Annotated in this window: 22 protein-coding genes and 2 pseudogenes; 10 read left to right on the forward strand and 14 right to left on the reverse strand. The window is 36.3% G+C overall.

What is annotated here, in order from left to right; all coding sequences use genetic code 11:
• Positions 1–656: 656 nt before the first annotated feature.
• Positions 657–3,701, forward strand: coding sequence for an efflux RND transporter permease subunit (locus tag ACX5JI_RS25715; RefSeq protein WP_459503809.1), 3,045 nt, complete (start codon positions 657–659; stop codon positions 3,699–3,701).
• 70 nt (positions 3,702–3,771) lie between these two features.
• On the opposite strand, the pseudogene ACX5JI_RS25720 reads toward ACX5JI_RS25715, so the two are convergent.
• The 5 genes and pseudogenes from ACX5JI_RS25720 to ACX5JI_RS25740 form a co-directional block, all read right to left on the reverse strand.
• Positions 3,772–4,092: pseudogene (locus ACX5JI_RS25720) on the reverse strand (AAA family ATPase); the annotation flags it as partial.
• Between the two features lie 131 nt (positions 4,093–4,223).
• A pseudogene (locus tag ACX5JI_RS25725) lies at positions 4,224–4,448 on the reverse strand (P-loop nucleotide/nucleoside kinase family protein); the annotation flags it as partial.
• Between the two features lie 168 nt (positions 4,449–4,616).
• The gene (gene pstA / locus ACX5JI_RS25730; protein WP_459503811.1) at positions 4,617–5,534 is read right to left on the reverse strand and encodes a phosphate ABC transporter permease PstA; all 918 of its coding nucleotides are present in this window, start codon (positions 5,532–5,534) and stop codon (positions 4,617–4,619) included.
• A 2-nt stretch (positions 5,535–5,536) separates the two neighbouring features.
• A complete protein-coding gene (pstC, locus tag ACX5JI_RS25735; protein ID WP_459503812.1) occupies positions 5,537–6,427 on the reverse strand; it encodes a phosphate ABC transporter permease subunit PstC in 891 nt (296 codons plus the stop codon).
• A 70-nt stretch (positions 6,428–6,497) separates the two neighbouring features.
• Positions 6,498–7,400, reverse strand: coding sequence for a phosphate ABC transporter substrate-binding protein PstS family protein (locus ACX5JI_RS25740; RefSeq protein WP_459503813.1), 903 nt, complete (start codon positions 7,398–7,400; stop codon positions 6,498–6,500).
• Positions 7,401–7,889: 489 nt separating this feature from the next.
• On the opposite strand from ACX5JI_RS25740, the gene ACX5JI_RS25745 reads away from it, so the two are divergent.
• The 3 genes from ACX5JI_RS25745 to ACX5JI_RS25755 are packed head-to-tail and all read left to right on the forward strand — an operon-like array spanning position 7,890 to position 10,244.
• Positions 7,890–8,147, forward strand: a complete 258-nt coding sequence (locus ACX5JI_RS25745) for a FeoA family protein (protein ID WP_459503814.1) — start codon at positions 7,890–7,892, stop codon at positions 8,145–8,147.
• Entirely contained in the window at positions 8,144–8,866 is a 723-nt protein-coding gene (locus tag ACX5JI_RS25750) for a FeoB small GTPase domain-containing protein (RefSeq protein WP_459503815.1), read from the forward strand. The genes ACX5JI_RS25745 and ACX5JI_RS25750 overlap by 4 nt, the downstream gene beginning before the upstream one ends.
• The gene (locus ACX5JI_RS25755; RefSeq protein WP_459503816.1) at positions 8,844–10,244 is read left to right on the forward strand and encodes a nucleoside recognition domain-containing protein; all 1,401 of its coding nucleotides are present in this window, start codon (positions 8,844–8,846) and stop codon (positions 10,242–10,244) included. The genes ACX5JI_RS25750 and ACX5JI_RS25755 overlap by 23 nt, the downstream gene beginning before the upstream one ends.
• A 71-nt stretch (positions 10,245–10,315) precedes the next feature.
• Here ACX5JI_RS25755 and ACX5JI_RS25760 read toward each other — a convergent pair whose 3' ends face one another.
• From ACX5JI_RS25760 to ACX5JI_RS25795, 8 genes are all read right to left on the reverse strand, one after another.
• The gene (locus ACX5JI_RS25760; RefSeq protein ID WP_459503817.1) at positions 10,316–10,453 is read right to left on the reverse strand and encodes a hypothetical protein; all 138 of its coding nucleotides are present in this window, start codon (positions 10,451–10,453) and stop codon (positions 10,316–10,318) included.
• Positions 10,454–10,464: 11 nt separating this feature from the next.
• Positions 10,465–11,631 (reverse strand): Ger(x)C family spore germination protein, encoded by a 1,167-nt coding sequence (locus ACX5JI_RS25765; protein ID WP_459503818.1) that lies wholly within the window; start codon positions 11,629–11,631, stop codon positions 10,465–10,467.
• Positions 11,615–12,736 carry an endospore germination permease gene (locus ACX5JI_RS25770; protein WP_459503820.1) on the reverse strand — a complete coding sequence of 374 codons (1,122 nt, stop codon included), beginning with the start codon at positions 12,734–12,736 and terminating at the stop codon, positions 11,615–11,617. The genes ACX5JI_RS25765 and ACX5JI_RS25770 overlap by 17 nt, the downstream gene beginning before the upstream one ends.
• Positions 12,737–12,743: 7 nt before the next feature.
• On the reverse strand, positions 12,744–14,207 hold the full coding sequence (locus ACX5JI_RS25775; protein ID WP_459503821.1) for a spore germination protein: 1,464 nt from the start codon (positions 14,205–14,207) through the stop codon (positions 12,744–12,746).
• Between the two features lie 348 nt (positions 14,208–14,555).
• Positions 14,556–16,028, reverse strand: coding sequence for a sodium:solute symporter family protein (locus ACX5JI_RS25780; RefSeq protein ID WP_459503823.1), 1,473 nt, complete (start codon positions 16,026–16,028; stop codon positions 14,556–14,558).
• Positions 16,028–16,222 (reverse strand): DUF3311 domain-containing protein, encoded by a 195-nt coding sequence (locus ACX5JI_RS25785; protein ID WP_459503824.1) that lies wholly within the window; start codon positions 16,220–16,222, stop codon positions 16,028–16,030. Before ACX5JI_RS25785 ends, ACX5JI_RS25780 begins: the two co-directional genes overlap by 1 nt.
• Before the next feature lies 1 nt (position 16,223).
• Entirely contained in the window at positions 16,224–17,399 is a 1,176-nt protein-coding gene (locus ACX5JI_RS25790; protein ID WP_459503825.1) for a M20 family metallopeptidase, read from the reverse strand.
• 286 nt (positions 17,400–17,685) lie between these two features.
• Positions 17,686–18,399 carry a C39 family peptidase gene (locus ACX5JI_RS25795; protein ID WP_459503827.1) on the reverse strand — a complete coding sequence of 238 codons (714 nt, stop codon included), beginning with the start codon at positions 18,397–18,399 and terminating at the stop codon, positions 17,686–17,688.
• Positions 18,400–18,795: 396 nt separating this feature from the next.
• Between ACX5JI_RS25795 and ACX5JI_RS25800 the strand changes: the two genes are divergently transcribed.
• From ACX5JI_RS25800 to ACX5JI_RS25825, 6 genes are all read left to right on the forward strand, one after another.
• On the forward strand, positions 18,796–20,214 hold the full coding sequence (locus tag ACX5JI_RS25800) for an amino acid permease (RefSeq protein ID WP_459503828.1): 1,419 nt from the start codon (positions 18,796–18,798) through the stop codon (positions 20,212–20,214).
• Positions 20,215–20,497: 283 nt separating this feature from the next.
• Positions 20,498–21,373, forward strand: coding sequence for a cytochrome aa3 quinol oxidase subunit II (qoxA, locus tag ACX5JI_RS25805; protein ID WP_459503830.1), 876 nt, complete (start codon positions 20,498–20,500; stop codon positions 21,371–21,373).
• Positions 21,374–21,406: 33 nt separating this feature from the next.
• On the forward strand, positions 21,407–23,341 hold the full coding sequence (qoxB, locus tag ACX5JI_RS25810; RefSeq protein ID WP_459503831.1) for a cytochrome aa3 quinol oxidase subunit I: 1,935 nt from the start codon (positions 21,407–21,409) through the stop codon (positions 23,339–23,341).
• 13 nt (positions 23,342–23,354) lie between these two features.
• The gene (qoxC, locus tag ACX5JI_RS25815; RefSeq protein WP_459503833.1) at positions 23,355–23,957 is read left to right on the forward strand and encodes a cytochrome aa3 quinol oxidase subunit III; all 603 of its coding nucleotides are present in this window, start codon (positions 23,355–23,357) and stop codon (positions 23,955–23,957) included.
• A gap of 2 nt (positions 23,958–23,959) precedes the next feature.
• Entirely contained in the window at positions 23,960–24,271 is a 312-nt protein-coding gene (gene qoxD / locus ACX5JI_RS25820; RefSeq protein WP_459503835.1) for a cytochrome aa3 quinol oxidase subunit IV, read from the forward strand.
• Positions 24,272–24,539: 268 nt separating this feature from the next.
• Positions 24,540–26,369, forward strand: a complete 1,830-nt coding sequence (locus tag ACX5JI_RS25825) for a monovalent cation:proton antiporter family protein (RefSeq protein WP_459503836.1) — start codon at positions 24,540–24,542, stop codon at positions 26,367–26,369.
• Positions 26,370–26,425: 56 nt separating this feature from the next.
• On the opposite strand, the gene ACX5JI_RS25830 is transcribed toward ACX5JI_RS25825, so the two are convergent.
• Positions 26,426–26,506: IS3 family transposase (locus tag ACX5JI_RS25830; RefSeq protein ID WP_459503650.1), on the reverse strand; the 81-nt coding region annotated here is incomplete at its 5' end.

Consider the following 26,506-nt stretch of genomic DNA (forward strand, 5'->3'; position numbering starts at 1 on the left):
CGCCGCCAGCGTTCATCCTGAGCCAGGATCAAACTCTCCAATAAAGTTAGTTTGTCTAGCATCTAAAATAAAAATTGACGTTTCACGTTGTTTGTTTCGTTCAGTTTTCAAAGAACTTGTCCGTCGCCTTTTTGCGACTTCCTTATGTTAGCATCTTCATTTTTTGATGTCAACTAAGTTTTTTCAAAAAAATTCTTTTTCGCTTTCTGCGTTTTCCGCATCAGCGACGTTTATTAATATACCATCCTCATATTTAAATAACAAGCATTTTTTCAAAAAAACATAAAAAATTTATCGTCTAACACGTATCCCCTTCATTTCATATATATTAGACTACTTATTCTCTATATAAAATACAGTTTTATTCGGATTCCTTCTATAGTTATATAAACCTCATATATACAATTGCTACTTTTATACAAACAAAGCACACGCCATCAATTAATCGATAAGAAACGATCGCCTGTACAAAGTATATGTTTGGAGTTTTTTCATTTATCACCATTCGCTTCTTCATTACAAGCTACAACTCAAACCTTATTTTTTAACTTAATAATAAGTTTAGAATATTTTTACATTTAATTAATGAAAAACATCCAGATTTTGTTATATAGTAAAAAGGAAATGAAAAATAGCTTAAACGGGGGAATGGATTTATGGATAGGTTAACCAAGTTTTCATTAAAAAACCGAGCCGCCATTATCATCATGGTCTTTCTGATTTCAGTGCTCGGTGTTTATTCCGGCTCTAAATTACCAATGGAGTTTCTACCTAGTGTCGATAATCCAGCAGTAACTGTCACTACAATGTCTCAAGGGTTAGATGCTGAAACGATGACAAAAGAAGTAACCGAGCCACTCGAAAAACAATTTCGGAATTTAAAACACGTTGATACGATTACCTCCTCTACTCATGAAGGTTTGTCTCGTATCGATATCGCGTATACGTCTGAAGCTAACATGAAGGACGCCGAACGCGAAGTTGAAAAAATTACTGGCAACATGAATTTCCCAAAAGAAATTACAAAACCTGCCGTCAGCCAACTTAACACTTCTATGATCCCACTTGCACAGATTACCGTTCAAAAACAAAGCAATTTTACAAAAGCTGATGAAAAACTGATTGAAGAAGAAATTATTCCGCAGCTCGAAAATATCGACGGCGTTGCTAACGTCATATATTATGGAAAATCAACATCTGAGCTATCTATCTTGTTAGACCCAGAACAAATGAAACAGAAAAACGTGACACCTCAGCAAGTATTGACTGCTTTACAAGGAAAAGAAACATCCACTCCAGCTGGGCAGGTCACTATAAACAACGAAGATCACAATCTTCGCATCATTGGAAATGTAAAAAATGTAGATGAAGTGAAAAACATAGCCCTTGGAAATCAAGTGAAATTACAAGATGTAGCGCAAGTGGAAGCAAAGCAACATTATGACACTGTTACACATGCAAACGGCGAAGAAGGAACTGGATTAGTTATTATGAAAGAACCTAGCAAAAACGCTGTTGAAATCGGGAAAGAAATCGATAAAAAAATTAAAAATATAAGTAAGGAATATAAAGATACTTACACAATTAAGCTGCTTTCTTCTACTCACGAACAAGTCGAAAACGCTGTTATAAGTATGGGGAAAGAAGTAATCTTAGGAGCAATCGCTGCAACATTTATCATTTTATTCTTTTTACGAAGTATTCGAACAACACTTATTGCTGTTGTTAGCATTCCGTTATCCATTTTACTAACACTATTTTTACTAGATCAATCAAATATTACATTAAACATTTTAACTCTTGGGGGCTTAGCAGTTGCAGTTGGACGTCTCGTTGACGATAGTATTGTTGTCATTGAAAATATTTTCCGTCGTTTACAAAAAGACACCTTTTCAAAAGACGTCATTCTAGATGCAACAAAAGAAGTAGCAGTTGCCATTACCTCTTCAACATTAACAACAGTCGCTGTCTTTTTACCTATTGGTCTTGTATCAGGTACAATCGGTGAACTTATGTTACCTATGGTACTAGCTGTTGTATACTCTATCCTTTCATCATTAGTTGTCGCACTAACAGTCGTTCCACTTATGGCATTTTTATTACTTAAAAAGACGAAACAACGCAGTCCACAGCCTTCAAAAAAGTATATCGCTACTTTAAAATGGGCACTTTCGCATAAGTTTATTATTTTATTCTCTTCTTTCTTATTATTTGCTGGGTCAATCGCCGCTTACATATTGCTACCAAAAGCAAATATTAAATCAGAAGACGACACGATGCTTTCAATTAACATGACATTCCCAACAAATTACGACCTTGAGTCTAGAAAGCAAAAAGCCTTTGATTTTGAAAAAAAATTACTTGCTAACAGCGATATAACAGATGTTATGTTACGAATGGGTTCTAGTGCCGAAGATGCACAGTTTGGATTTACAACTAAAAATAACCTTGCATCTATTTTTGTCACCTTTAAAAAAGGATCAGATATCGATCAATATATCAAAACATTGAAAAAAGAGCAGGCAGACTTTAAACCAGCCGAATTTGATTACACGAAAACAAGCTTTTCTAGTTTTGGCGGGGGCAACAGCTTACAATTTAACGTGACAGCAACTAATGGAGAAAATTTAAAAAAAGCTGCCGATGTCGTTGAAACAAAACTAAAAAGTATCGACAGTCTTTCTAAAGTAAAAACAAATATGGAAGAGTCAAAGAAAGAATGGCAAATTCATATTGATCAAACAAAAGCAGAACAAGTTGGATTAACATCAGAAACAGCTGGACAACAAGTTTCATTTCTTATGAAGAAATCACCTGTTGGACAAATTACACTTAACGATGAAAAAACAACCATAATGCTAGAAAATAAGAAAGAAAATATAAATAAACAAGAAGATATTCTGAATACAAATATTCTCTCTCCAGTAAAGGGACAAATTCCTTTACGAGACATTGCAACGATTTCAGAAAAACAGTTACAAACAGAAATCTTCCATAAAGACGGAAAAGAAACGATTCAAATAACTGCTGAATCAACAGATGAAGATTTAAGTAAAGTAAATACTGAAGTGAATACAGCGATCTCAGAATTAGACCTACCAAGTGGCGCGAAGGTTAAAGTTGCCGGTGCAGGTGAATCAATGCAAGAAAACTTCACCGATTTATTCAAAATTATGGGTATCGCAATTGGGATTGTCTACTTAATTATGGTTATTACTTTTGGGCAAGCACGCGCTCCATTTGCGATTTTATTCTCTTTACCATTAGCAGCTATCGGTGGTATTTTAGGATTAATTATTTCAGGGACGCCTGTTGATTTGAATTCCCTAATTGGCGCGTTAATGCTAATTGGGATTGTTGTTACGAATGCGATTGTATTACTTGAACGCGTTCAACAAAATCGCGAACATGGTATGACAACACGCGAAGCTTTACTAGAAGCAGGATCCACTCGATTACGTCCTATTATTATGACAGCTATTACAACAATCGTAGCGATGTTACCATTGTTATTCGGTCAATCACAAGCAGGAAGTATGGTTTCTAAAAGCTTAGCAGTTGTTGTAATTGGTGGTTTAGCAGTGTCAACTATACTTACACTAGTTGTTGTCCCTGTTATGTATGAATTGTTAGACCGGTTCGGTAAAAAACGAAGTTCACGTAGAAAAGTAGATTCTTCTATAGATATACCAAAATCTTAACAAAAAAACGTTATCTTCAAAATTGAAGATAACGTTTTTTTGTTAAGATTATACTATTACATCATTTCACTTACTCATTCATGTATACCATCACTTTATCTATATAATCTTCTAATGGTTTTCTAGAATCCACAATAAGATACGTAAAATTCGATGGCTTTTTACTACCATCTAACCATTTTTTAAACGCCTCTTCCGATTCCACTTTTTCAATTTGACTCATCATTCGTTCTCGTGTCTTTAGCCTATTATTAATTTCTTCTATATTATTAAGATAACATTCGACATATTTGTATTTCACACGATGTTTCTTAGACAACATCTTTCCCTTCTCCACCATTTCTGTATAAAGACACGGACTATCTAGTATTACACTATGCCCTTGGGATAAAGTGAAACTTTAATCAGCGGGGTTTTTCTTCATCCCCCACTGATTATTAGTTGAACGAATCGGGCTTTTACGGGCAGTTGATCTCCCACCTAGCTTCTTTGCTGTCGCTGAATTTTGAGGTGGGAGTCTTACTGCCCGTTAATGCGGGACAAATGAAAATCTATTAACACCCATTCAATTTCATACGAAATCCCACCAGCGGCCTCAGTTTCAATCTGACGAATTTCCAACGACTCTAGTAAAGCTGTTTTTACAATATCATGATCAATAACAACCGCTCCTGTATTTTTCGCTATCTGTCTAGAAAGTGTTGATTTTCCCGAACCCGGAAGGCCTGACATTTGTAGAAAAAACATGAAAAACTTCCTCCCTATCTCCATTCCAGTATTTGCATACAGAGGTATACATACACTATTTCACCTTCATACTCCTGCTATAGCCGAATTTATCGGATTCACTTTATACAAAAAAGCCCCCTGTTTTTTATAAACAGAGAGCTTCTTATCCATTTAGGATACAAGCATTTAAGCTGCTTTTGCTTTCGTTACTTTACGAGATTTCTTCGCTCCCGTAAAACGCTTATGAAGTACAGATGCAACAAAGCGAGCAATAACATTAAAGAGTAGTACCATAATAATTAATACTGCTGCTGATTTTGTTGCAATTAGCTTCGCATCTGGAATAATTCCTTCAGAGTTTAATTTCCAAATATGGACCGCTAACGTTTCAGCTGGCCGAAATGGATTTAACGGATGTGCAGGACTTGAAAAATCGGCTGTAGAATTTAAAATCGGTGATGTTAATCCCGCTGTATAAATTAAAGCCGCTGCCTCACCAAATATACGTCCCGCAGCTAAAATAATCCCTGTAATAATTTGCGGCAATGCTGTCGGGATAATAATTCGTACAATCGTTTGCCATTTTGTTGCACCAAGTCCAAGGCTCGCTTCTTTTACATTAGATGGAACTTCTGTAATTGCACTTTCACAAACGCGTGTCAGTCCTGGTAAATTCAAAATCGTTAAAGCAAGGGCACCGCCCATTACCGTATAACCCCAGCCCGTCATTGTAACAAATATTAACAAACCAAATAAACCAACAACGATAGAAGGCAACGATGCCATCGTTTCAATACATAAGCGCACAAAACCTAAAAAACGACCTTGCTTCGCATATTCCGCCAGATAAATCCCCGCTCCTAATCCAAGTGGAATGGAAATGACTAGTGTAATAACAAGCATATAGAAAGAATTGAATAATTGTGGGCCAATTCCTCCTCCAGCTTTTGTATTACTCGGTTCTCCAAATAAGAAACTCGGATCCCAAAATCCCCAGCCCTTTTGTAAAATTTCGTATACTAAAAAAACAAGTAAAGCGACCACAAACGCTGCAACTGCATATAAAATACCCGTCCAAATATTATTTACTTTTCTCGCATTCATCGTTATCGTTCACCTCTTTGGCCAATTGCTCGAATTACTAAAATAAATAGGAATGAAATAACAAGTAATATCATTGCCAATGTCCATAAAGCGTTATTCCATGCGGTTCCATTTAGCGTATTCGTCATATCCATTGTTAAAATACCCGTCAATGTTGCTGTTGGGCTATATATCCCTTCAGGTAATTTAATAGTATTCCCAATTACCATCTGAACCGCTAACGCTTCGCCGAAAGCACGCGCTAATCCTAATACGATCCCTGTTAAAATACCTTTTTTTGCCGCCGGAACAATAACACGGCTAATCGCTTGCCATTTCGTCGAACCTAAACCATAAGAGGCTTCCAAATAATCAAACGGAACTGAACGTATTGCATCAGAGGCAATACTAGCAATAGTAGGTAAAATCATAATACTAAGCACAATAACACCTGCAATTAAACTAAAGCCAACACCACCAAATGAATCGCGTAGTAACGGAACTAAAATCGTAACCCCTAATAAACCATATACCACTGAAGGAATTCCAACTAATAATTCTAAAACAGGCTTTAATACTTTATTCCCAAACTTTGGTGAAATTAAATTCATAAATATTGCAAGGGCAAGCGCGATTGGCGCACTAATAACGACTGCTCCTAACGAAACAAGCGTTGAACCTACAATAAAGATAACAGCACCAAACGATCCCTTATCAGCATTCGGATTCCACTTTGTTGATGTCAACACCTCAGAAAATGAAATACCACTTTGCGTAAAAGATTGAATTCCTTTCCCGCAAATAAATGCAATAATTGCTAATGTAACAAGAACAATAAATATACCGCAAAATGTAACAAGCGTTCTCCCGATATATTCACTTTTTACATAGTTAATTTGTTTTTTCCCCTTCATCACAGGTCATAACCCCACTTCATAGATTGAAATGAACAAGACTGACCTCGCAGCCAGCCCGTTGAATCTTTTATTTATTTAGTTTAGACATTGGGATATACCCCATATCCTCTACTTGTTTTTCAAAGTCTTTACCTTTTACATAATCAATGTAAGCTTTTGTAGCCTCTTTCGCTTCTCCTTTAGTAACCATGTACTCATAAGACCAGAATGGATATTTTCCAGAAGAAATATTTTCAACTTTTGGTTCTGCACCATCAATTTTTACAGTTTGTAAAGCGCCTTTTTTATCTCCAACCATATAAGACATTGCTAAATAACTAATTGAACCTGGAGTAGAGTTAATCGCCTGTTCTACTGCGCCGTTAGAATCTTGCGTTGTACCTGTTCCATCATTAATCTTTATGTCTTTCATGATCGTCTTTTCAAACGTAGCACGTGTACCAGAAGATGCCGGACGGTTTACTACGTTAATTTTCTCATCTTTCCCACCTAATTCTTTCCAGTTTGTAACTTTTCCAGAGAAGATATCTTGTACTTGCTTTACCGTTAAGTTATCAACCTTCACATCTTTATTTACAACAAGTGCAAATGCAATACCTGCCACTTTGTTATCTACTAATTCTTTCGCTTTTGCTGCATCTTTAATTTTATCTGCAGCTGGAACATCTGAATTACCAATTTGAACCGCACCAGAAGCTACTTGGTTAATCCCCGTTCCACTACCGCCACCTTGAACTTGGATAGAAACGTTCGCATTTTTTTCCATGAATTTCTTACCAGCTTCTTCAGCAAGAGGCTGAAGAGCTGTAGAACCAGCCGCTGCAATTGTACCTGACAATTCTTGTTTTGCATCATTACCACCTTTAGCAGTGTCTTTACCACTTGTGCTTTCTGATTTTCCGCACCCAACTAAAGCACCAGCAACTACTAATGCCGCCAAAGAAAATGTAATACCTTTTTTCATAACCATGTCTTGTACCCCCATTTGGATTATCGCTTTTTCACATTCCTCTACTTCTTTCGAACATAAATTCATTGTAGGACAATAATATTATGTTAGTGTTAAGCATTTTTTAATTTTAAGTAAAGAGAGGTAACATGCCATAAAACCTATATATATCACCTCTTTTTATAAAAAAATGAAAAGAATTCACTCAAATTAACCCGTATTGTAAATTTACTTTAAACAATGTAAATTTACCGTAAATAAAATTCTGTTTTTCACTACTAATATTGAAAATATATTTACAAATCATTTCATTTTTTAATTCCTCCATAACATTTCAGTAATATTTTTCTGTACAACAAAATAAATTGGAACAATTCTAAAAATAATTGAATATTTTTAAAGTACTAATTGACAACAACATTTCATGTAGTCTAGTATATTAGTAACAAAAAGTTTCCCTCGGCAAACTTTTTAAACCAATACTAAAAGTATAGAGAAGAGGTAACTTTTATGGTGGCGGCTAATATCAAACCCCTTTCACTTTTCCAAACAGGGCAGTTTGTACAAATCGAGAAGATACAATTAGAAGGAACTATGAAACGTCGGTTATTGGATTTAGGCTTCATTCCCGGAGCTACTATTAAAGTATTACAAAAAAGCCCCCTTGGGGATCCAATTGCATATCAAGTAAGCAATACAACCATTGCACTGCGTAGTGAAGAAAGTTCCCTTATTTTCGGGAGATTAATAGGAGATGATTTAATATGAAAAACCATCGCATTGCGCTAGCAGGAAACCCAAATACTGGAAAGAGTACGTTATTTAATACATTAACAGGGCTAAAGCAACATACTGGAAACTGGACTGGGAAAACTGTATTAAAAGCAGAAGGCGAATATGAACATAACGGCGGAATATATACCCTAATTGATTTACCAGGAACATACTCCCTTTATTCCAATTCAGCAGATGAAGAAGTGGCACGCGATTATATTATTTTTGAAAAGCCCGACGTGACTGTCGTTGTTATAGATGCAACTGCAATGGAAAGAAATTTAAACTTAGCATTGCAAGTTATGGAAATGACAAAAGACGTTGTAGTTTGCATTAACTTAATAGATGAGGCTGAAAAAAAAGGAATTATTATCGACGAGAAAACATTAACAAAATCACTCGGAGTTCCTGTAGTTAAAATTTCAGCTCGGAATAAAATTGGAATCGGTCATTTACTAAATGTAATAGCGAAAGTAGCAAATAAAAAATTAATCCCTACCCCAATTCAAATTACGTATAATAAACAAATCGAAAGTATGATTCAGGAATTAGAACCAGAAATCTATAAAGTGTTCGGAGATACCTATCCCGCACGTTGGGTAGCACTCCGTATATTAGATGGAGATAAAAATTTTCTATCAGCACTCCAAAAACATCATAAGGAGCCGCTTGTAAGGGAGGTCATAATAAATGGAATCTCATTCAGCCAATAAATCGCTTCCATTAGACTATATTGTTCAACATGCACAATCACTTACGAAAGATGATATACGAGATGATATTGTAGGTGATATTTATCGAACGTCCGCAAGTATATGTAAAGAAGCTGTCCAGTACACGAATACAGATAAGTTGTACCGTTCAGAGAAGCTAGATAAGATTTTCACTTCTCCTATATTCGGCTTTCCAATTATGCTCGGAATTTTATCTATTATTTTCTACCTTACAATTGCTGGAGCGAATGTGCCGTCTGATATGATTGCTGAGTTTTTCGGATGGGCAGAAGGTTATTTAACCGCTTGGTTTCAAGCAATGAACGCACCAGAATGGTTGCACGGCATTTTAATCCTCGGATTATTCCGTGGTACTGGAGCAGTAATTAGTGTTATGTTACCACCTATGGCTATTTTCTTCCCTATGTTTGCTTTATTAGAGAACTATGGATACTTACCACGTGTCGCTTTTAATATGGATCGTTTATTTAAACGTTCTGGCGCTCACGGAAAACAATCATTAACAATGGCAATGGGATTTGGTTGTAACGCTGCAGCCATTATGTCAACACGTATTATCGAATCACCACGCGAGCGTATGTTAGCGATTTTAACAAACAATTTTGTTCCATGTAATGGACGTTGGCCTACACTCATATTAATGGCATCATTATTTATGGCGGCTGGATATACGGGCAGCATGCAGACACTTGTTACAGCGGGTGTTGTAGTCGGCATGGTTGTAATTGGAGTTATTGTAACATTAACCGTATCTTGGGTATTATCAAAAACCGCTTTAAAAGGCGTCCCAACTCACTATACGTTAGAGTTACCACCGTACCGTAAGCCAAAAATTTGGAACACAATTGTACGTTCCACACTTGATAAATCATTATATGTTTTAAAACGTGCAGTTATCGTAGCAGCACCTGCCGCTATACTAACTTGGGTATTAGCAAACATTTATATTGGTGACACAAGCTTACTTATGTATTTTGTGAATTTCTTAGATCCATTCGCTAAATTACTCGGTCTTGACGGATTTATTCTAGCTGCATTCATCCTTGGTTTACCAGCAAATGAAATTGTCATTCCGATTTTATTAATGTCTTATTTATCAACTGGTGCCTTAACAGAACTAGATGATTTAAACCAGATCAAAAACTTATTCTTAGAGCACGGCTGGACTTGGTTAACCGCGTTAAACACAATGTTGTTCTCTCTGCTTCATTTCCCATGCGGAACAACACTGGTTAACATATATAAAGAAACAAAAAGTACGAAATGGACATTCCTATCGTTTGCAATTCCTACCGTTATCGCCATTGTTGTTACATTCCTCACTACGCAATTGGTACATTGGTTAGGGCTTGTATAAAGTGAAACAAAGCATGAATGAAGGATCCCCCTTCATTCATGCTTTGTTGATCCCAAAAGGAAATCTGAACTTTATTCAGGTTTCCTTTTGGGTTTATTCTTTTGCCAAGGTTGCGCCCCGTACTCCATAAACTTCTTATGGATAAAGTATATTGCATATGGAACGATTGCCATTAATAACGTGCAGCCAATTCCTAATGTAGTAAACACACCCAACACCTCTACTGAACTTTTTTAGGCAATGATGAACCTGAATGGTCAATCGCCGGATGAACGTGTACAACAACTTCACACTTACTAAAGTAATTTTCACCTTGATCCCAGTTTTTGTTTACTTTACTCCACGCTTTATAATCGCGCCTCTTATATATTTCTCCTAATTCTAAAACATCTACCTTATACTCTTTTTGAATCATTTTTACCGTTTTTTGAATATGTTTTTCCATCTCTTTCGCAATGAACTGCTTTAACTTTTTCTCTCCCATAACTTGATTTTTTTCACTGAAATGTAACTCAGCTAATGTTCCTTCTATAAATAGATCAATCCTAAACTTCGGAGCTTTCGCATCTCCGGCAGACATCTTCACTTTTCGGTTCACCTTATGAATTTCATATGTTACAAGCTGATTCTCTTTTCGAACCGTGAATAATCCTGCGACTTTTTTTCCTATTATATAATTTAAACCTAATGTATTCTCTCCACTTAAACGACCAACAAACTGATTATCTTTACCGCGAAATAAAGCAGCGCCACTCATTTGTACCCCTTGTTTCGTCAATGTTAAAACAGGTAACACAAAGCTTCTCTTTGCGATCATTTTCTCTTGAACTTCCCCAATTCTAGTCGCTTCAACCATCTGTGCATTTTTACCGGTATGCTCAGTTAACATATCGATATATTTTGCTGGTAAGTTTTCCGGTTTTGCACTTTGATTTAATATATCTCCCGCTTTATCCTTCGAAATAAAAAGCCGAATGTTTCTTCTCATTTCATGATCTCGAAAATAGACGTCTAATATATTTTGTAAAACATTAGGTTTTTTTAATAAATCTTCCGACAAAACTAACACTTGTATATGAGGAAAAAACATTGTACGACTAATTTTTTTAGCAATAATGCGAAATTGTTCAAAAGCGCTATCTGATTTTGCACTTACATTAATATAACTCTTATCGCTTCCACCTTGTTGTCCATTTTGCGGCGTTAATTTACTAGGTAATACGATTTGATACGTTCCTTGCATAATAGGATTAGATCGTTTTTCCTTAACAAGATCGTAGGCGACACCTACTACAAATCCTCTTTCTTCAATTTCTTCTTGCTCTGAACAAGCACTCAGGTAACATAACAGGCTCATAAGCAACAGCCATTTAAGAAGGTGCCTCATTTCTACCATTCCTTCTTTTTATTTTATACACAATCAAAACGAGTAATGGAACTAAGACGATACATCCCATATCTATCCAGGCTAAATATGTACCATAATCCGCTAACTTACTTACATCGCCTGGAATGAGGTTAACCATGAAAATAATAGGAGCGCTTATAAAAATAAAAATCTGTTTCTTAACCTTCGGAAACATCGCACAAAACAATAAACTCGCAATATCATAATACATAGCTGTCGTATTGAAAACGGTAATAATCCAAATCGTAAAGAAAATCGCGTCAAACCTTTCTAAAAAACCTCCTCCAACTTCAATCTCTTTTCCTAATTCAATAGCCGGATATGTTAAACTTCTCGTAGTCATATATGTAAACACACTAATACACGTCACATAAATCAAAATATAGGACATAACAATTACCATGACTCCTTTCGCAACTGCAAAAGGAGCTTTTTTTATATTTCCGTTCAACATCACCGCATAAAAAAGCGCCACTTCAAATCCAATAAATGTAAAAACAGAATCTTTGATCCCTTCTGTATATTGACTTACTTTCGTTTGGAATACAGGAAATAAACTATTCCACTCCATTAAATTTATGTTTAATAAAGATAATAACAAAATGGCAATAAGAACAATCGGGAAAAACAATACATTCAGCCGTAACAATGCCGCTCTTGACCCACACACACCATACACTACTACTAACAAATAAAAAAACGAAAGAAATTGTATAGGTGTATCACTAAATAAATACGTTTGAGAAATAGTTGAAATCGTTCTCACTTCATATGCTGTAAGTGCACTAAATGTTACAATTAACACTACACTAAATACATAGGCGATTGGTTTCGTCAAATGAGCACTTGTATATTGAACAAAATTTTGTTTTGGAAACAAAATGGCCACCTTTGTCACAAACCACGCAAAGAATGCACATATAAGTCCACCCATTAACAAAACAATCCATCCATCTGAAAACAATGTTTTCGTAGCGATAACCCTCGGCATAGAAAGTGCTCCTGTCCCAATAATGGTTGAACATACTGCAAATGCCAGTTCACGTGACCCTATTTCTTCATCTCCATATTCAAAAGGTTTCAAGTTACTTTCACTCCTTTTGACGCAATGTATCATCCTTTGTTTGTAAATAATCTGGTCTTTCCTTGAGCATTGCTTTTGGCAAACGAATAACTTCTTCTTTCCAATCTTTATAAAAAGCTGGTGCGATAGGAGCCATATACGGCACCCCAATACTTGTTAAATTGGTAATATGGATTGCCAATGCAATTAAGCCTAAAATAATACCATATAAACCAAAGGCCGTTGCCGCTAATATAAACGCAAACAGTAGCATCCGAAACGTAATTGTAATGCTATATACCGGAAGCGAAAAGGTCGCAATAGCTGTTACCGCAATAATAATAACGAGAAAAGGATTCACAATCCCAGCACTTACCGCAGCCTCACCAATTACTAAACCACCGACAATCCCGATTGTTTGTCCCATCGGTTTTGGAAGCCGAATGCCAGCTTCTCTTATCAATTCCATTGTCAGCGCCATCATAAGCGTCTCAATATAAGCCGGAAAAGGTACACCTTCTCGAGCTCCTGCAATAGAGTATGCTAATTTAGAAGGAATTAACCCTTGATGAAAAGAAACTAGAGCCACATACATTGCTGGTAACAAAATTGCAATAATACCTGCAATCATACGTAAAATTCTTAATAACGTTCCAATCCCCCATCGCTCATAATGGTCTTCTACTGATTGGAATATGTCATAAAAAACCATCGGAGCAATGAGTGCAAATGGAGATCCATCTACTAAAATGACAGCTTTTCCTTTCGCAAGTGAAGCTACTGCATTATCTGGCCTTTCCGTGTTCAATAATTGGGGGAAAGGTGATAAATTATTATCTTGAACCAACTGTTCAATTGTCCCAGTCTCCAAAATAATATCGGTTTCAATCGCCTCTAATCTTTCATTTAATTCCTCAACGATAAAAGGATTAATAACGTCTTCTATATATACTAACGTTACTTCTTTTTGTGAGCGCTTCCCCATAATATAAGATTTAAATCTAAGATTTGGATCACGTAAATTACGACGAATTAACATTTTATTCATATTAATATCTTCATTAAAACCAAGTCTTGGTCCACGAATTACAGCCTCTGTAATTGGTGATTCCAAACTTCTTTTTTCCCAGGTGCGACTATTAAGCACTATCGCCGAAGGAATCTCGTCAATTAATACAACCGTGTCACCTGCTAAAATAGAGTTAACAACATTTGGAAATTCCTTTGCTATATTCACTTCTGCAATAGACAAAAATCGATCGAGTAAAGTTTGAATCACTCCAGATTGTTTTGGTAGTTCGTCATATTGAAGCGGCCGAATAATAAACTTATAAATCGTATCTTTATCTGTCAGCCCACATAAGAAAATAACTGCACAACGAGTAGAACCACCAGCAAGCGGAAATTCTCTAACCGTTAAATCATTAGGTGAATCTAATCTTTCTCGAATCTCCTTTGTAACTTTAGATATGTTACCTTCTAACTGTAACAAACTCCCCACCTAACCTTCTGTTTAACAAGTTATAGTTAGATTTCACCAATAAAAACAAATATATGCAAAAAAGCTATCCTTTCAGATAGCTGCTTCAGGCTGTTGAGAAACGGAAATGCTACAAAATTATAAAGTGAGACATGGTGAACTGACGAGGTTTGTTCATATAAAATGATGAATGAAATTTTATCAGCGATTTTTCAAATATATCAACCGTTTCTCACAATATATCAGCGATTCGACAAGAGATATCGACTAACCAAGAAACGACAAAAAACAGGAGCCCCCTAGCTTCTGTTTCCAAACAAACTGAAGAGCTATCCTTTCAGATAACTCTTACATATGAATTTACTTATTCACTATTACATGACCTGATTTTACAAACCTATCTTTCGTCAAACTACTGACTACTAGCATTACAATACTGTTTACCAACAATGCAACAACACCTACATTTAAATCTTTCAGATATTGCGGAAAAGACGGAAACATACTTGCTATAGTAGAACCAGATAAAGTAATATACGCAACAATGAAAAGTCCAATCCCCATTCCAGCAATTGCTCCCTGCTTTGTTACAATTTGACGATGAAATAAACTGCATACAAGTGCCGGAAAAAGCTGTGTTACAATACTGTATCCCATTAAAAGAAGTGCACCAATTGTCTCCCCACCTTTAAATGTAAAAAACACAGCTACAAGTGTTACGATTGGAACAAATAATTTTGCCGCTCTTGTCACTTGTTGATTTGACGTAGATGGTGCAAGTACTTGATAAACATTTTTTGCAAGTAATGTAGACGCAGCCATTACAAGCATAGATCCTGGTACTAATGCAGTTAATAGCCCTGCGCTACCAATAATCCCAATAAACCATGGATCAAAAGTTTGAATTGCAAGGCGGAATAAAGAAAGATCTGCATCCGCACCTTTCAATCCCGGCACTTGTAAAATAGCAGCAAATCCCGCAAAAAACACAAACAGTAACACTAAAGAATATAACGGCATAATCGCTGCGTTTTTCCGAAAAACTTTTTCACTTTTAGCAGAAAAAGCAGATGCAAACGTATGCGGCCACATATAAAACCCGAGTGCTGTTAATATAATAGTAGAAACAAACCAAGAAATACTCATTCCTTGCTCAGGTAAGGCTAAAAAACCTGGCTTTGCCGCTTCCACCGCTTCAAACATCGGCTGGAATCCTCCATAATAGTGATAAGGTAAATATATCCCGAGGAACATTACAATAAATAAAATCATAATATCCTTTAACGCCGCCGTCCAAGCCGATCCATGGATACCAGAAATCATTACGTAGATCGTAATCGTAATTGCACCAATCCATACTGCCAAAACAGGTGATACTTTTCCATAAGAAGCCTCAGAAACAATAATCCCTAACCCCTTTAGCTGTAATACTAAATATGGAATAATGGAAACAACGCCAATAACGGAGACAAGAATCCCCAGCGTCTTACTATTATATTTCTTAGTAAAAAAGTCCGATTGTGATACTAATCCATGCTCTTTCGCATATTTCCAAATTGGTGGTAATAAAAAATAAGACAAAATATAAGCTAATGCCCCATATCCTAAAATATAAAAAGTCGGAGCACCTTTGCTATATGCCCAACCGCTTCCTCCTAAAAATGTGAAAGTTGTATAAATTTCTCCCGCCATAAGGAGGAATACAAAAATCGTTCCAAACCCCCTCCCGCCCACCGACCATTGTTCTAAATTCATATCTTTTCCACGCTGTGCGCGAATCCCTAAAAATAGTGCAAAACATAAAAATCCAACAATAATAATAAGCGCTGTCATTATATCTCCTCCTTATTGGCAGGGTCTAACCAATACACAAGTCCCATACAAAAAGAAGCGATAAACACAGATAATAAAATCCAAAATAATAAAAACGGCATACCTAATACATAAGGAGTAACTGAATTTGTAAATACTGGTCCAACAACTAAACAAAGAATTGGAATAAGCGCTAGCATATGTATTTTCTTCATCTCATTCTCCTTCATTCATAAATTTCAAAACAGATGTAACAAACACTTCAACCCCTATCGGCAAGGCATCTTCATCAATTGTAAAACGCGGGTGATGATGCGGATATATAATCCCCTTTTCACGATTCCCAGCCCCAATAAAGAAAAAAGTTCCTGGTACTTCTTGTAAAAAGGCTGAAAAATCTTCCCCTGCCATCGTTGGTGGTAAATGAACTACTTGATCTCTTCCATAAAGTTGTAATGCTGCATTTTCAACAACCTTTGTAACATCCTTATCATTGATAACCGGTCGATATCCATACTCATATGAAAACGTATAATTGGCATCATAAGCTTCTGTCGTATGCTTAACAATCTTCTCAATCTTTTGTGCTACTCTTTCACGCAAATCATGTTTTAAACTTCTAACAGTCCCTTCAATTCGCGCTTCTTCTGGAATGACATTGTGGGTTGTACCTGCATGAAATTGTGTCACAGATAAAACGAGAGCATCTAACGGATTTGTAAGGCGCGACACGATTTGTTGAAGTTGCGTAACGACTTGCGTACCAATTGCAATACTATCAACCGTTTCATGCGGAATACCTGCATGTCCCCCTTTCCCTTTTATTGAGATTTTAAACACATCAGGTGCAGCCATAGCAGCTCCATAAATCACACCGATCTTTCCAACTTCTAACGATGCCCATAAATGCGCCCCGATGATACAATCAACATTTTTCATTACCCCGGCCGCAACCATTTCCTGTGCACCACCAGGAAAATTTTCTTCAGCATGTTGAAATAAAAAACGAACTTCCCCCTTCATGTTTTCTCTTTGCTCTACAAGTGCCTGCACCGCGCCAAGCAACATCGCAATGTGACCATCATGTCCACAAGCATGCATCACACCTGGATGAGTAGAGATAAATTCAAATTGATTCTCTTCTTGAATGGGGAGAGCATCCATATCCGCTCGAATTGCAACTGTTTTACCAGGCTTTTCACCTCTTAACTTAGCCATAACACTATATTTAGTTGGTCTTGAAATTTCTAGATGAGGTATTTTTTGAAGTGTGTCAAATACAAATTGTGATGTTTTTTCTTCTTGAAATGACAGTTCGGGGTACTTGTGGAAATGCCTTCTCCATTCTATTAATTGCTTTTTTGAAAGAACAAGCTCTTTTATCTCGTCCATTTATCCTCTTCCTTTCTTCACCAAGTTAAATATTAGTATAGCTCGAACGAACTATAAAATAAACAATTTTCAGAATATTTAACTTATAAAAACAAAAACTTCTTAATAAAATATGCTATTTAATTGCTGCGTAAAGTAGGATGTCTCGCATCACTCCCTAAATATTCCTATCTGCTCACCACTTGTATTTTTCTTTTGAAGAACATTTAGCCATAAAAAACTGCCCTTCCCTTGTTAGAATGTATCTAACAAAGGAAAGGGCAGTTCAATTCAGATATCTTTATTTTTATAGAATAGCAATTGCTTGTTTCCCCATTTGTTCCCATGCTTTTTCAAATTGTGTACGTGAAACCTTTTTATTTGGAGTACTTGCCAGCGGGTCATTAATATATACAAAATTTTGATCATAGCCAACAACAACTGCACTATGCTCATAATATGTAATATTTACATCCCCATCACTCGTATTCCATGTCTCAAAACTATCTTCATTTAATGGTTGAAATGTCGTATTCGCAATTACCCATACTGGTGAACCTGAACTAATGATTTTGTATATATCTTCTATCTCTTTACCTGTTAAATCAATTACTTTTTCAGGGACATATTTTTCTGCTAGTTTAAAAATCGGCTCATGATATACACCATATCCTGGCTCAGCCTTTGTATAAATATTCCCTACAAATCCTTCATGCGGATTACCACGAAGATTACTCTCTTTAAACGGGACCTGATTTATTTCACTTGCAAGCTTCATTTTATCTACTTGCACACCTTTATATTGCAATAACATTGCCAAACTAGTAACCTCACAACCTCTTTGCAACTCAGGAAGTTGTCTAATAAGCGGAACACCTTCAACCATTGCGGTTTCCTTTTGATCAAAAAAGAAATCAACACGTAATTCTTGCATCTTTTGAAAAATTTTATTTTTCCCTACAAACAATATAACAAGTAGTATAAGTGAGAAAATACATATATACTTGAATTTTTTTAACATATTCAAAACTCCATTACATCATTATTTTCTTATCTTTATGAAATACACCTCTTTTTATTGTACCGTTCTTCCGCTCAATTTTCTAGAAAGATATACTAAATGAAAATTTTGATTTTTTGTAATAAAAAGAAAAACAAATATACATTTTCAGAATATTTTGTTAGAATTAAAAATGTTAATGTGGTGAAAGAAAAAGTATCTCTCACTTACATGAAAACAATTCAAGGGAATTTAATCATAGCTGTTGTTTTTTATTACACCACTGCACATAACTCGGTTTTGTCTACAAAAACTACACTCAGTATATTTTTTATCCCCCACTGACGATTAATGAACCTGAACACATTCTATTTATAGCAACATATTAAACAAGGAAAATATGGGGGTGAAGGGAATATGAATCAAACAACTACAGAACAAACAGGATTAAAACGTACTATGAAAAGCAGACACCTTTTTATGATTGCACTTGGTGGTGTCATTGGTACCGGATTATTCATGGGATCAGGACAAATCGTCCATAACGCCGGTCCTGGTGGCGCTATTCTTGCGTTTTTAGTCGGCGGTTTCGTCATGTATTTAACGATGATGTGTCTTGGCGAGTTATCCGTTGCCATGCCAGAAGCAGGCTCATTTCAAAGTTATGCAAGCCGGTTTATTTCACCTGGTTTTGGATTTGTCGTTGGCTGGATGTATTGGCTAAACTGGGCTGTTACAGTTGGAGTCGAGTTAACAACCGTTAGCATTTTAATGAAACGCTGGTTTCCAGATGTTTCTTCATGGATTTGGTGTGTTACATTTGCAGCGATACTCTTTATTGTAAACGCTTTATCTGCGAAAGCCTATGCAGAAGCAGAGTTTTGGTTCGCCAGCGTTAAAGTCTCAACAATTGTTGTTTTCATTATACTTGGTGGCGCCGTTATGTTTGGATTTTTAGATTTCAGCGGAAAGCCAGCACCTATGCTTCATAACTTCACAGGGAATGGTGGATTATTTCCAAATGGCGTCCTAGCTGTTCTTTTTACAATGATTACAGTAAATTTCTCTTTCCAAGGAACAGAACTGATTGGGATTGCTTCCGGGGAAAGTGAGAATCCAGAAAAAACAATTCCAAAAGCAATTAAAAATACAATTTGGCGTACTTTATTCTTTTTCGTACTAGCAATTGCAGTGGTCGTTGGCTTACTTCCATGGCAAGAAGCCAACCTTGTAGAAAGTCCATTCGTACTTGTCTTTGATACTGTTGGAATTCCGTACGCTGCTGATATTATGAACTTTGTTATCATCACCGCTGTACTATCAGTAGCAAATTCAGGACTATATGCAAATTCGCGTATGCTTTGGGCCATGTCAAAGCAAGGTATGGCTAGTCCTATGTTTTCAAAACTAACGAAAAAAGGTGTACCACTAAACGCCTTAACTTTCAGTCTTATTTTTGCCAGTCTTTCTCTTTTAACAAGTATATTTGCAGCAGATACAGTCTTTTTAGTTCTAACATCTATTGCCGCAATGGCAGCTGTTGTTGTCTGGATGTCAATTGCAGCTTCACAATTTTTCTTTCGAAGAGAATTTATAAAAAATGGCGGAAATATAAACGATTTAAAATACCGCACACCGCTTTATCCAATTGTGCCAATCTTAGCTTTCTCTTTAAACTTTATTACATTCGTTAGCTTAGCTTTCATTCCAGATCAACGAATCGCTCTTTACTGCGGGATTCCATTTATGATTGTTTGTTATATTTTGTATCAAATTAAATATAAAAAAATTGTCACATTTGAACAGCAACGGAGTATGGCAAAAGGAGTAAACTAAATATATGAAATATTCAACTATTTTATCTTATGATAAGATAGTTTTTTTCTATTTCTTGGGTATGTTGGTATAACTTTATTTATCTTAAAATTTTTACAATCATGTTTTCACCCAAAAAATAGTTTACAATGTTATCAAGTTACAAATGTTAATCACCGTAAAAAGTGTGCATTTGTGTCTATTTTTTAACAATATGACAAAAACTATTGCCTTCTATAAATTAATAGGTTTATATTGTTTTATTGGCATAGTTTCAATCCAAGGAGAAAGGAGATTTTCAATCGTGCAACTAAAGAAATCGTTTTGGAAGTTAGCTTCACTTCTTCCGTTATCACTACTCTTGTTCCTCGGTGGCTGTGAGAAAAAACTTGCAGTATTAAATCCACAGGGACCTGTTGCAAAAGCACAGTATGATTTGATCGTTTGGTCATTCGTACTTATGATGTTAATTATTGCAATTGTATTCATCTTGTTTACAGTCATCTTAATTCGTTATCGTGAAAAACCAGAAAACATGGGCTATGAGCCACCTGATCAACATGGTAACACATTATTAGAAATTATTTGGACACTTTTCCCAGTTATTATCGTTATTGCATTATCAATTCCAACGGTAAAAGCTACTTATGCATCTGAAGAAGTGCCAGAACAATCTAAAGATATTAAACCAGTTGAGATTTATGTTACATCTGCAAACTGGAAATGGTTATTCAGTTATCCAGAGGAGAATATTGAAACCGTTAACTATTTAAACGTACCAGCTGGTACACCAATTCAATTTAAATTAACATCTGTCGGTCCAATGAACGCCTTCTGGGTTCCAGAACTTGGTGGTATGAAATACACAATGGACGGCATGATCATGGATTTATTCCTACAAGCTGATAAGCCAGGTTCTTACCTTGGTCGTAGCTCGAACTTCTCTGGTGAAGGATTCACTCACATGGAATTTGAGCTTGAGGCAAAGAAAAAAGAGGATTATGACAAGTGGGTAAAAGAAGTTAAAGAAACTGCTAAACCACTGACAGAAGAAAAATATAACGAAATCATTAAACCTGGTGTAGTAGGGCGTATGACATTCTCTAGTCACCACTTAAAGTATGTAGATCCAAAATCACTTGAATACTGTGATTACAACTACTACAAAAACAAAAAGTAACAGATAATATTCCAACAGATTGGAGTGAACACAGTGAAGCTTGATGAATTTTTTGTCACAGGTGATCCGATTATTTACGGAGCTGACGCCTCTATCGTTCTTGTGACATTAGCAATCCTTTTCGTACTGACAAAGTATAAAAAATGGAAATGGCTTTGGGATGAATGGTTAACAACTGTTGACCACAAAAAAATCGGTATAATGTATATTATATCGGCAGTTTTAATGTTATTCCGTGGTGGTATGGATGGTTTAATGATCCGTGCACAATTAACATTCCCGGATACAACATATTTAAACGCTGAACACTATAACGGAATTTTCACAACGCATGGTACAGTTATGATTCTTTTCATGGCGATGCCATTCGTTATGGGATTAATGAACGTCGTTGTACCATTACAAATTGGTGCTCGTGACGTTGCATATCCATTCTTAAACGCATTAAGTTTTTGGTTATTCTTTATCGGAGCAATGTTATTCAACATCGCTTTCGTTATCGGAGGTTCTCCAGACGCTGGGTGGACATCTTACTTCCCAATGGCTGGTACAGAATTCACTCCTGGCGTAGGAAATAACTTCTACGCGATTGCACTGCAGATTTCCGGTCTTGGTACATTAATGACCGGTATTAACTTCCTGGTTACGATTTTAAAAATGCGTACACCTGGTATGACATTAATGAAAATGCCAATGTTTACTTGGTCAATTTTAATTACAACAATCATCATTATTTTCGCTTTCCCAGTATTAACAGTTGCTCTTGCATTAATGACATTTGACCGTCTATTTGATGCTCACTTCTTTACGATGGCGAGCGGCGGTATGCCAATGCTCTGGGCCAACCTGTTCTGGGTATGGGGTCACCCTGAAGTATATATTGTTATCTTACCGGCATTCGGTATTTTCTCTGAAATCATTAGTACATTCTCACGTAAACGTCTATTCGGTTACAGCGCAATGGTGTACTCAATGGTTGCAATTTCTTTACTAAGTTTCGTCGTATGGCTGCATCACTTCTTTACAATGGGATCTGGGCCAGCGGTTAACTCATTCTTCTCGATTTCGACAATGGCGATTTCGATTCCAACCGGTGTTAAGATCTTTAACTGGTTGTTTACACTGTATAAAGGACGTATTCGTTTTACAGTTCCAATGCTTTGGTCATTGGCATTTATTCCAAACTTCGTAATCGGTGGGGTTACAGGGGTTATGCTTGGAATGGCAGCAGCTGACTATCAATACCATAACAGCTACTTCCTAATCGCCCACTTCCACTACGTATTAATCGCAGGTACAGTATTCGCAATGCTTGCTGGATTTACGTTCTGGTATCCAAAAATGACTGGTCATATGTTAAACGAACGCCTAGGTAAATGGACATTCTGGATCTTTATGAGTGGATTTAATATCTGTTTCTTCCCAATGTACTTCTTAGGTTTAGATGGTATGACTCGTCGTATGTACACTTATTCTGAAAGCCTTGGATGGGGCTGGCTAAACCAAATCGCATCTGTCGGTGCGGTAATGATGGGTATTGGCTTCCTAATCCTTTGCTACAATGTAATTTGGAGCGCACGTCATGGCGAGCGCGATGTAACTGGAGACCCATGGGATGGCCGTACGCTTGAATGGGCAACTCAATCTCCTGTACAACATTACAACTTCGCTAAACTTCCTGAAATTAAAGAAGCTGATGCTTTCTGGTTCATGAAGAAACGCGGAGAAACAGTTACACCAAAAGCAGATGAATTAAAACCAATTCACATGCCAAGTAATTCTGGTGTGCCAATTATTATGTCTAGCTTTATCGGTCTTGCTGGTTTTGCGTTAGTATTTAGCTGGTTCTGGTTAGCAATTGTTGGCGGTATCGGTATGTTAGCTTGTATGATCTATCGTTCATTTGATTATGACGATGGTTACTACGTAAGCGTTGATGAAATTAAAAAAACAGAACATGTAGCATGAGAGGTGAAACGAAATGGCTGCTTTAGATAAAAGCTTACCTTTAGAATATCAGTCTGAACAAAGCAGATTGAACATTCTAGGGTTCTGGATTTTCCTAGGGGCTGAAATTATGCTGTTCGCAACACTTTTCGCCTCTTATCTAGTACTTGCTGGTCGTACGGCAGATGGTCCAACGCCAGCACAATTGTTTGAAGTTAAAACACTTTTAATTCAAACACTCCTACTTTTAACAAGTAGTTTTACATGCGGTATCGTAATTCATGAAATGCGTAAGCATAACCAAAAAGCTATGTTAGGATGGTTCCTTTTCACATTGCTTTTAGGTGCAGGCTTCCTATTCTTTGAAATTGAAGAGTTCATCATGTATGTTGGGGAAGGCGCGACGATTCAAACAAGCGCATTCTTATCTGGATTCTTTGTTCTTCTTGGAACGCATGGTGCCCACGTAACAGGTGGTATCATCTGGGCAACTTGTGTAATCATCCAAATTTTAAAAAGAGGTTTAACACCAGTTACAGCTCGTAAAGTATTCATTATCAGCTTATACTGGCATTTCCTTGACCTTGTTTGGATCTTCATTTACACACTAGTTTACTTGAACGGGATGGTGGCGTAATAATGGGACAAAACAACACTCAAGCAAATGGACACGCACATAGCGGATTTCCATGGTCACACGTTTTCGGGTTCATTTTATCGCTTGCACTAACGTTTCTTGCTTTATACGTTGCGCTTTACACAAACTTGCCACTTTCAACGATATTAACAACTATTATCATCATGGCACTTGCGCAAGGTTTATTACAATTAATTATGTTCATGCACTTACGAGAAGGCGAAGGTACAATTCAAATTCTTACAATGATATACAGTTTCTTCGTTGCAATCGCAACAGTTGGTCTTACTGTATGGATTTTCTTCTCTATGTAATATGTATGAAAAAGACTGCTGAGATTTATCTCAGCAGTCTTTTTATTTATCTCGCTATTTGCGAACAGTAGACCCCCACTGATTAAAATTTCACATTCCCCCCTCTTTCATCCACGTTACGAATTTTATAACATTATCATGTAAACCATACTTATTATGAAAAATGTTAAGAAAACTCTTTCTTTATGGAATCGAATTCACATGCATTGCTTTTCCTCTTATGATATGGCTAAAATAAGTACTATATTATTTGAAGGGAGAGAACGCAGTGGAGCACAATTCCTCCGTCCTATCACTTATGATTGTTGTCGCAATCGCGTTTTTCATTCCCCTTTTGTTACAACGCTTTAAACTAAAAGCACTTCCTGTCGTTGTTGCAGAAATTATTGCAGGAATTTTTGTAGGAAAAAGTGGATTTAACGTTATTGAGCCAGATATGTGGCTTCAAGTCTTATCAACACTAGGATTTATCTTCTTAATGTTCTTAAGTGGTCTAGAAATCGATTTTTCTATGTTTAAACAAAAAGGGAAAAAGAATAAAACGAATGAACCGAATACGTTCCAAGTAGCAAGCATTATCTTCTTATTTATTTTCATCTTATCCTATGCCCTATCACTTATATTTGTATGGCTTGGATTTGTAGATAACGCAATGTTTATGACATTAATTATCTCAACTATTTCTTTAGGTGTTGTTGTACCGACATTAAAAGAAAATAACTTAGGAAAAACAGCAATCGGTCAAATTATTTTGTTAGTTGCTGTTATTGCCGACCTCGTTACGATGATCCTACTTGCTGTATTTGTCGGATTAAACTCTGAAAGTGGCCAAAGCATGTGGCTTCTTCTCATTCTATTTGGCGCAGGTATTGTAATTTACTTTTTGGCAAGACGCTTTAAAAATATTCCATACTTAGAAAACCTAAAAGCTGGTAGTGTACAAATCGATACTCGTGCTGTTTTTGCACTCATCTTAATACTAGTCGGATTATCCGAATCTGTTGGTGCAGAAAATATTTTAGGGGCCTTTTTAGCTGGAGTACTTGTATCCTTACTTTCACCAAATGAAGATATGGTCGAAAAACTCGATTCCATTGGCTACGGTTTCTTCATCCCAATTTTCTTTGTAATGGTTGGTGTAAATTTAGAAGTATGGTCTATTTTTAAGGAGCCTTCTAGTATGTTAATGATTCCAATCTTAATTGTTGGACTCTTTATTTCAAAATTATTACCATCACTCATCCTAAGGAAATGGTACCCACGTAATATCGTATTAGGAAGTGCTGTTTTATTAACTTCTACACTTTCCTTAGTTATTGCAGCAGCACAAATTGGTGAAAAGTTAAATATTATTACCCCAAGTCTATCTGCTTCACTTATATTGAGTGCAGTTATTACATGTATTTTTGCACCTATATTATTTAAAAAGATGTTTCCAAAAATGGAAACACCAAAGCCAAGAGTTTCTATTATCGGTGCAAGTCGAATCACGCTTCCATTATCACTTGATTTAAAACGCGAAGATTATGATGTAACACTATACATGATGCGTCAAAATAAAGTAACTACCGAGGAAGCAAAATCTCATGACTTCCCAATCGTCAAACTAGATACAATTACGATAGAACAATTAGAAGAACAAAAAGCATTCGATGCCGATCGAGTTGTCGTCGCAACAAGCGATGACAACCAAAACTTATTATTAGCAGAACATGCGAAGGAATTAGGCGTTGAACATGTCATTGCAAGTGTAGAAGATCCACTTCTACAAGAAAAAGCGACGCAAGAACATATTGCCGTATTCTCCACCACCAACTCGACACGAATTTTATTACGTGCCTTGATTGACAAACCAAGTCTCATTCGTTTAATCACAACTGCAAACGAAACAGTACGCGAAGTTGAATTACGTAGTAATAAGTACAGCGGTTTACCGCTTCGTCGCCTACCTTTTTTAGGTGACGTACTTATTATTCAAATTTATCGTGGAAATAAAGCGTTAGTCCCCCATGGTGATACGAAATTACAGCACGGTGATATACTACTTGTCACTGGTTCAAAAGAACATATCGATACAATGAAAAACATACTAGAATAATGGAAAGGCCCCTCTCATAATAAAATGTACCCTTTGTAAAGGACATTAAAAAAAGCCTAGGCAGCTTGAAGAAGATGATCTCTGTATTGCACAGGGGTCATCTTTTTTAAATTCCATTGGTATCTGTAGTAATTGTA

The sequence above is a fragment of the Bacillus sp. C1 genome, assembly GCF_054570475.1.

Excerpts from the sequence above, each read along its gene's own strand:
- ACX5JI_RS25715 (WP_459503809.1), top strand. The coding sequence starts at position 657 with ATGGATAGGTTAACCAAGTTTTCATTAAAAAACCGAGCCGCCATTATC.
- pstA (WP_459503811.1), bottom strand. The coding sequence starts at position 5,534 with ATGAATGCGAGAAAAGTAAATAATATTTGGACGGGTATTTTATATGCA.
- pstC (WP_459503812.1), bottom strand. The coding sequence starts at position 6,427 with ATGAAGGGGAAAAAACAAATTAACTATGTAAAAAGTGAATATATCGGG.
- ACX5JI_RS25740 (WP_459503813.1), bottom strand. The coding sequence starts at position 7,400 with ATGGTTATGAAAAAAGGTATTACATTTTCTTTGGCGGCATTAGTAGTT.
- ACX5JI_RS25745 (WP_459503814.1), top strand. The coding sequence starts at position 7,890 with ATGGTGGCGGCTAATATCAAACCCCTTTCACTTTTCCAAACAGGGCAG.
- ACX5JI_RS25750 (WP_459503815.1), top strand. The coding sequence starts at position 8,144 with ATGAAAAACCATCGCATTGCGCTAGCAGGAAACCCAAATACTGGAAAG.
- ACX5JI_RS25755 (WP_459503816.1), top strand. The coding sequence starts at position 8,844 with ATGGAATCTCATTCAGCCAATAAATCGCTTCCATTAGACTATATTGTT.
- ACX5JI_RS25765 (WP_459503818.1), bottom strand. The coding sequence starts at position 11,631 with ATGAGGCACCTTCTTAAATGGCTGTTGCTTATGAGCCTGTTATGTTAC.
- ACX5JI_RS25780 (WP_459503823.1), bottom strand. The coding sequence starts at position 16,028 with ATGACAGCGCTTATTATTATTGTTGGATTTTTATGTTTTGCACTATTT.
- ACX5JI_RS25785 (WP_459503824.1), bottom strand. The coding sequence starts at position 16,222 with ATGAAGAAAATACATATGCTAGCGCTTATTCCAATTCTTTGTTTAGTT.
- ACX5JI_RS25790 (WP_459503825.1), bottom strand. The coding sequence starts at position 17,399 with ATGGACGAGATAAAAGAGCTTGTTCTTTCAAAAAAGCAATTAATAGAA.
- ACX5JI_RS25795 (WP_459503827.1), bottom strand. The coding sequence starts at position 18,399 with ATGTTAAAAAAATTCAAGTATATATGTATTTTCTCACTTATACTACTT.
- ACX5JI_RS25800 (WP_459503828.1), top strand. The coding sequence starts at position 18,796 with ATGAATCAAACAACTACAGAACAAACAGGATTAAAACGTACTATGAAA.
- qoxC (WP_459503833.1), top strand. The coding sequence starts at position 23,355 with ATGGCTGCTTTAGATAAAAGCTTACCTTTAGAATATCAGTCTGAACAA.
- qoxD (WP_459503835.1), top strand. The coding sequence starts at position 23,960 with ATGGGACAAAACAACACTCAAGCAAATGGACACGCACATAGCGGATTT.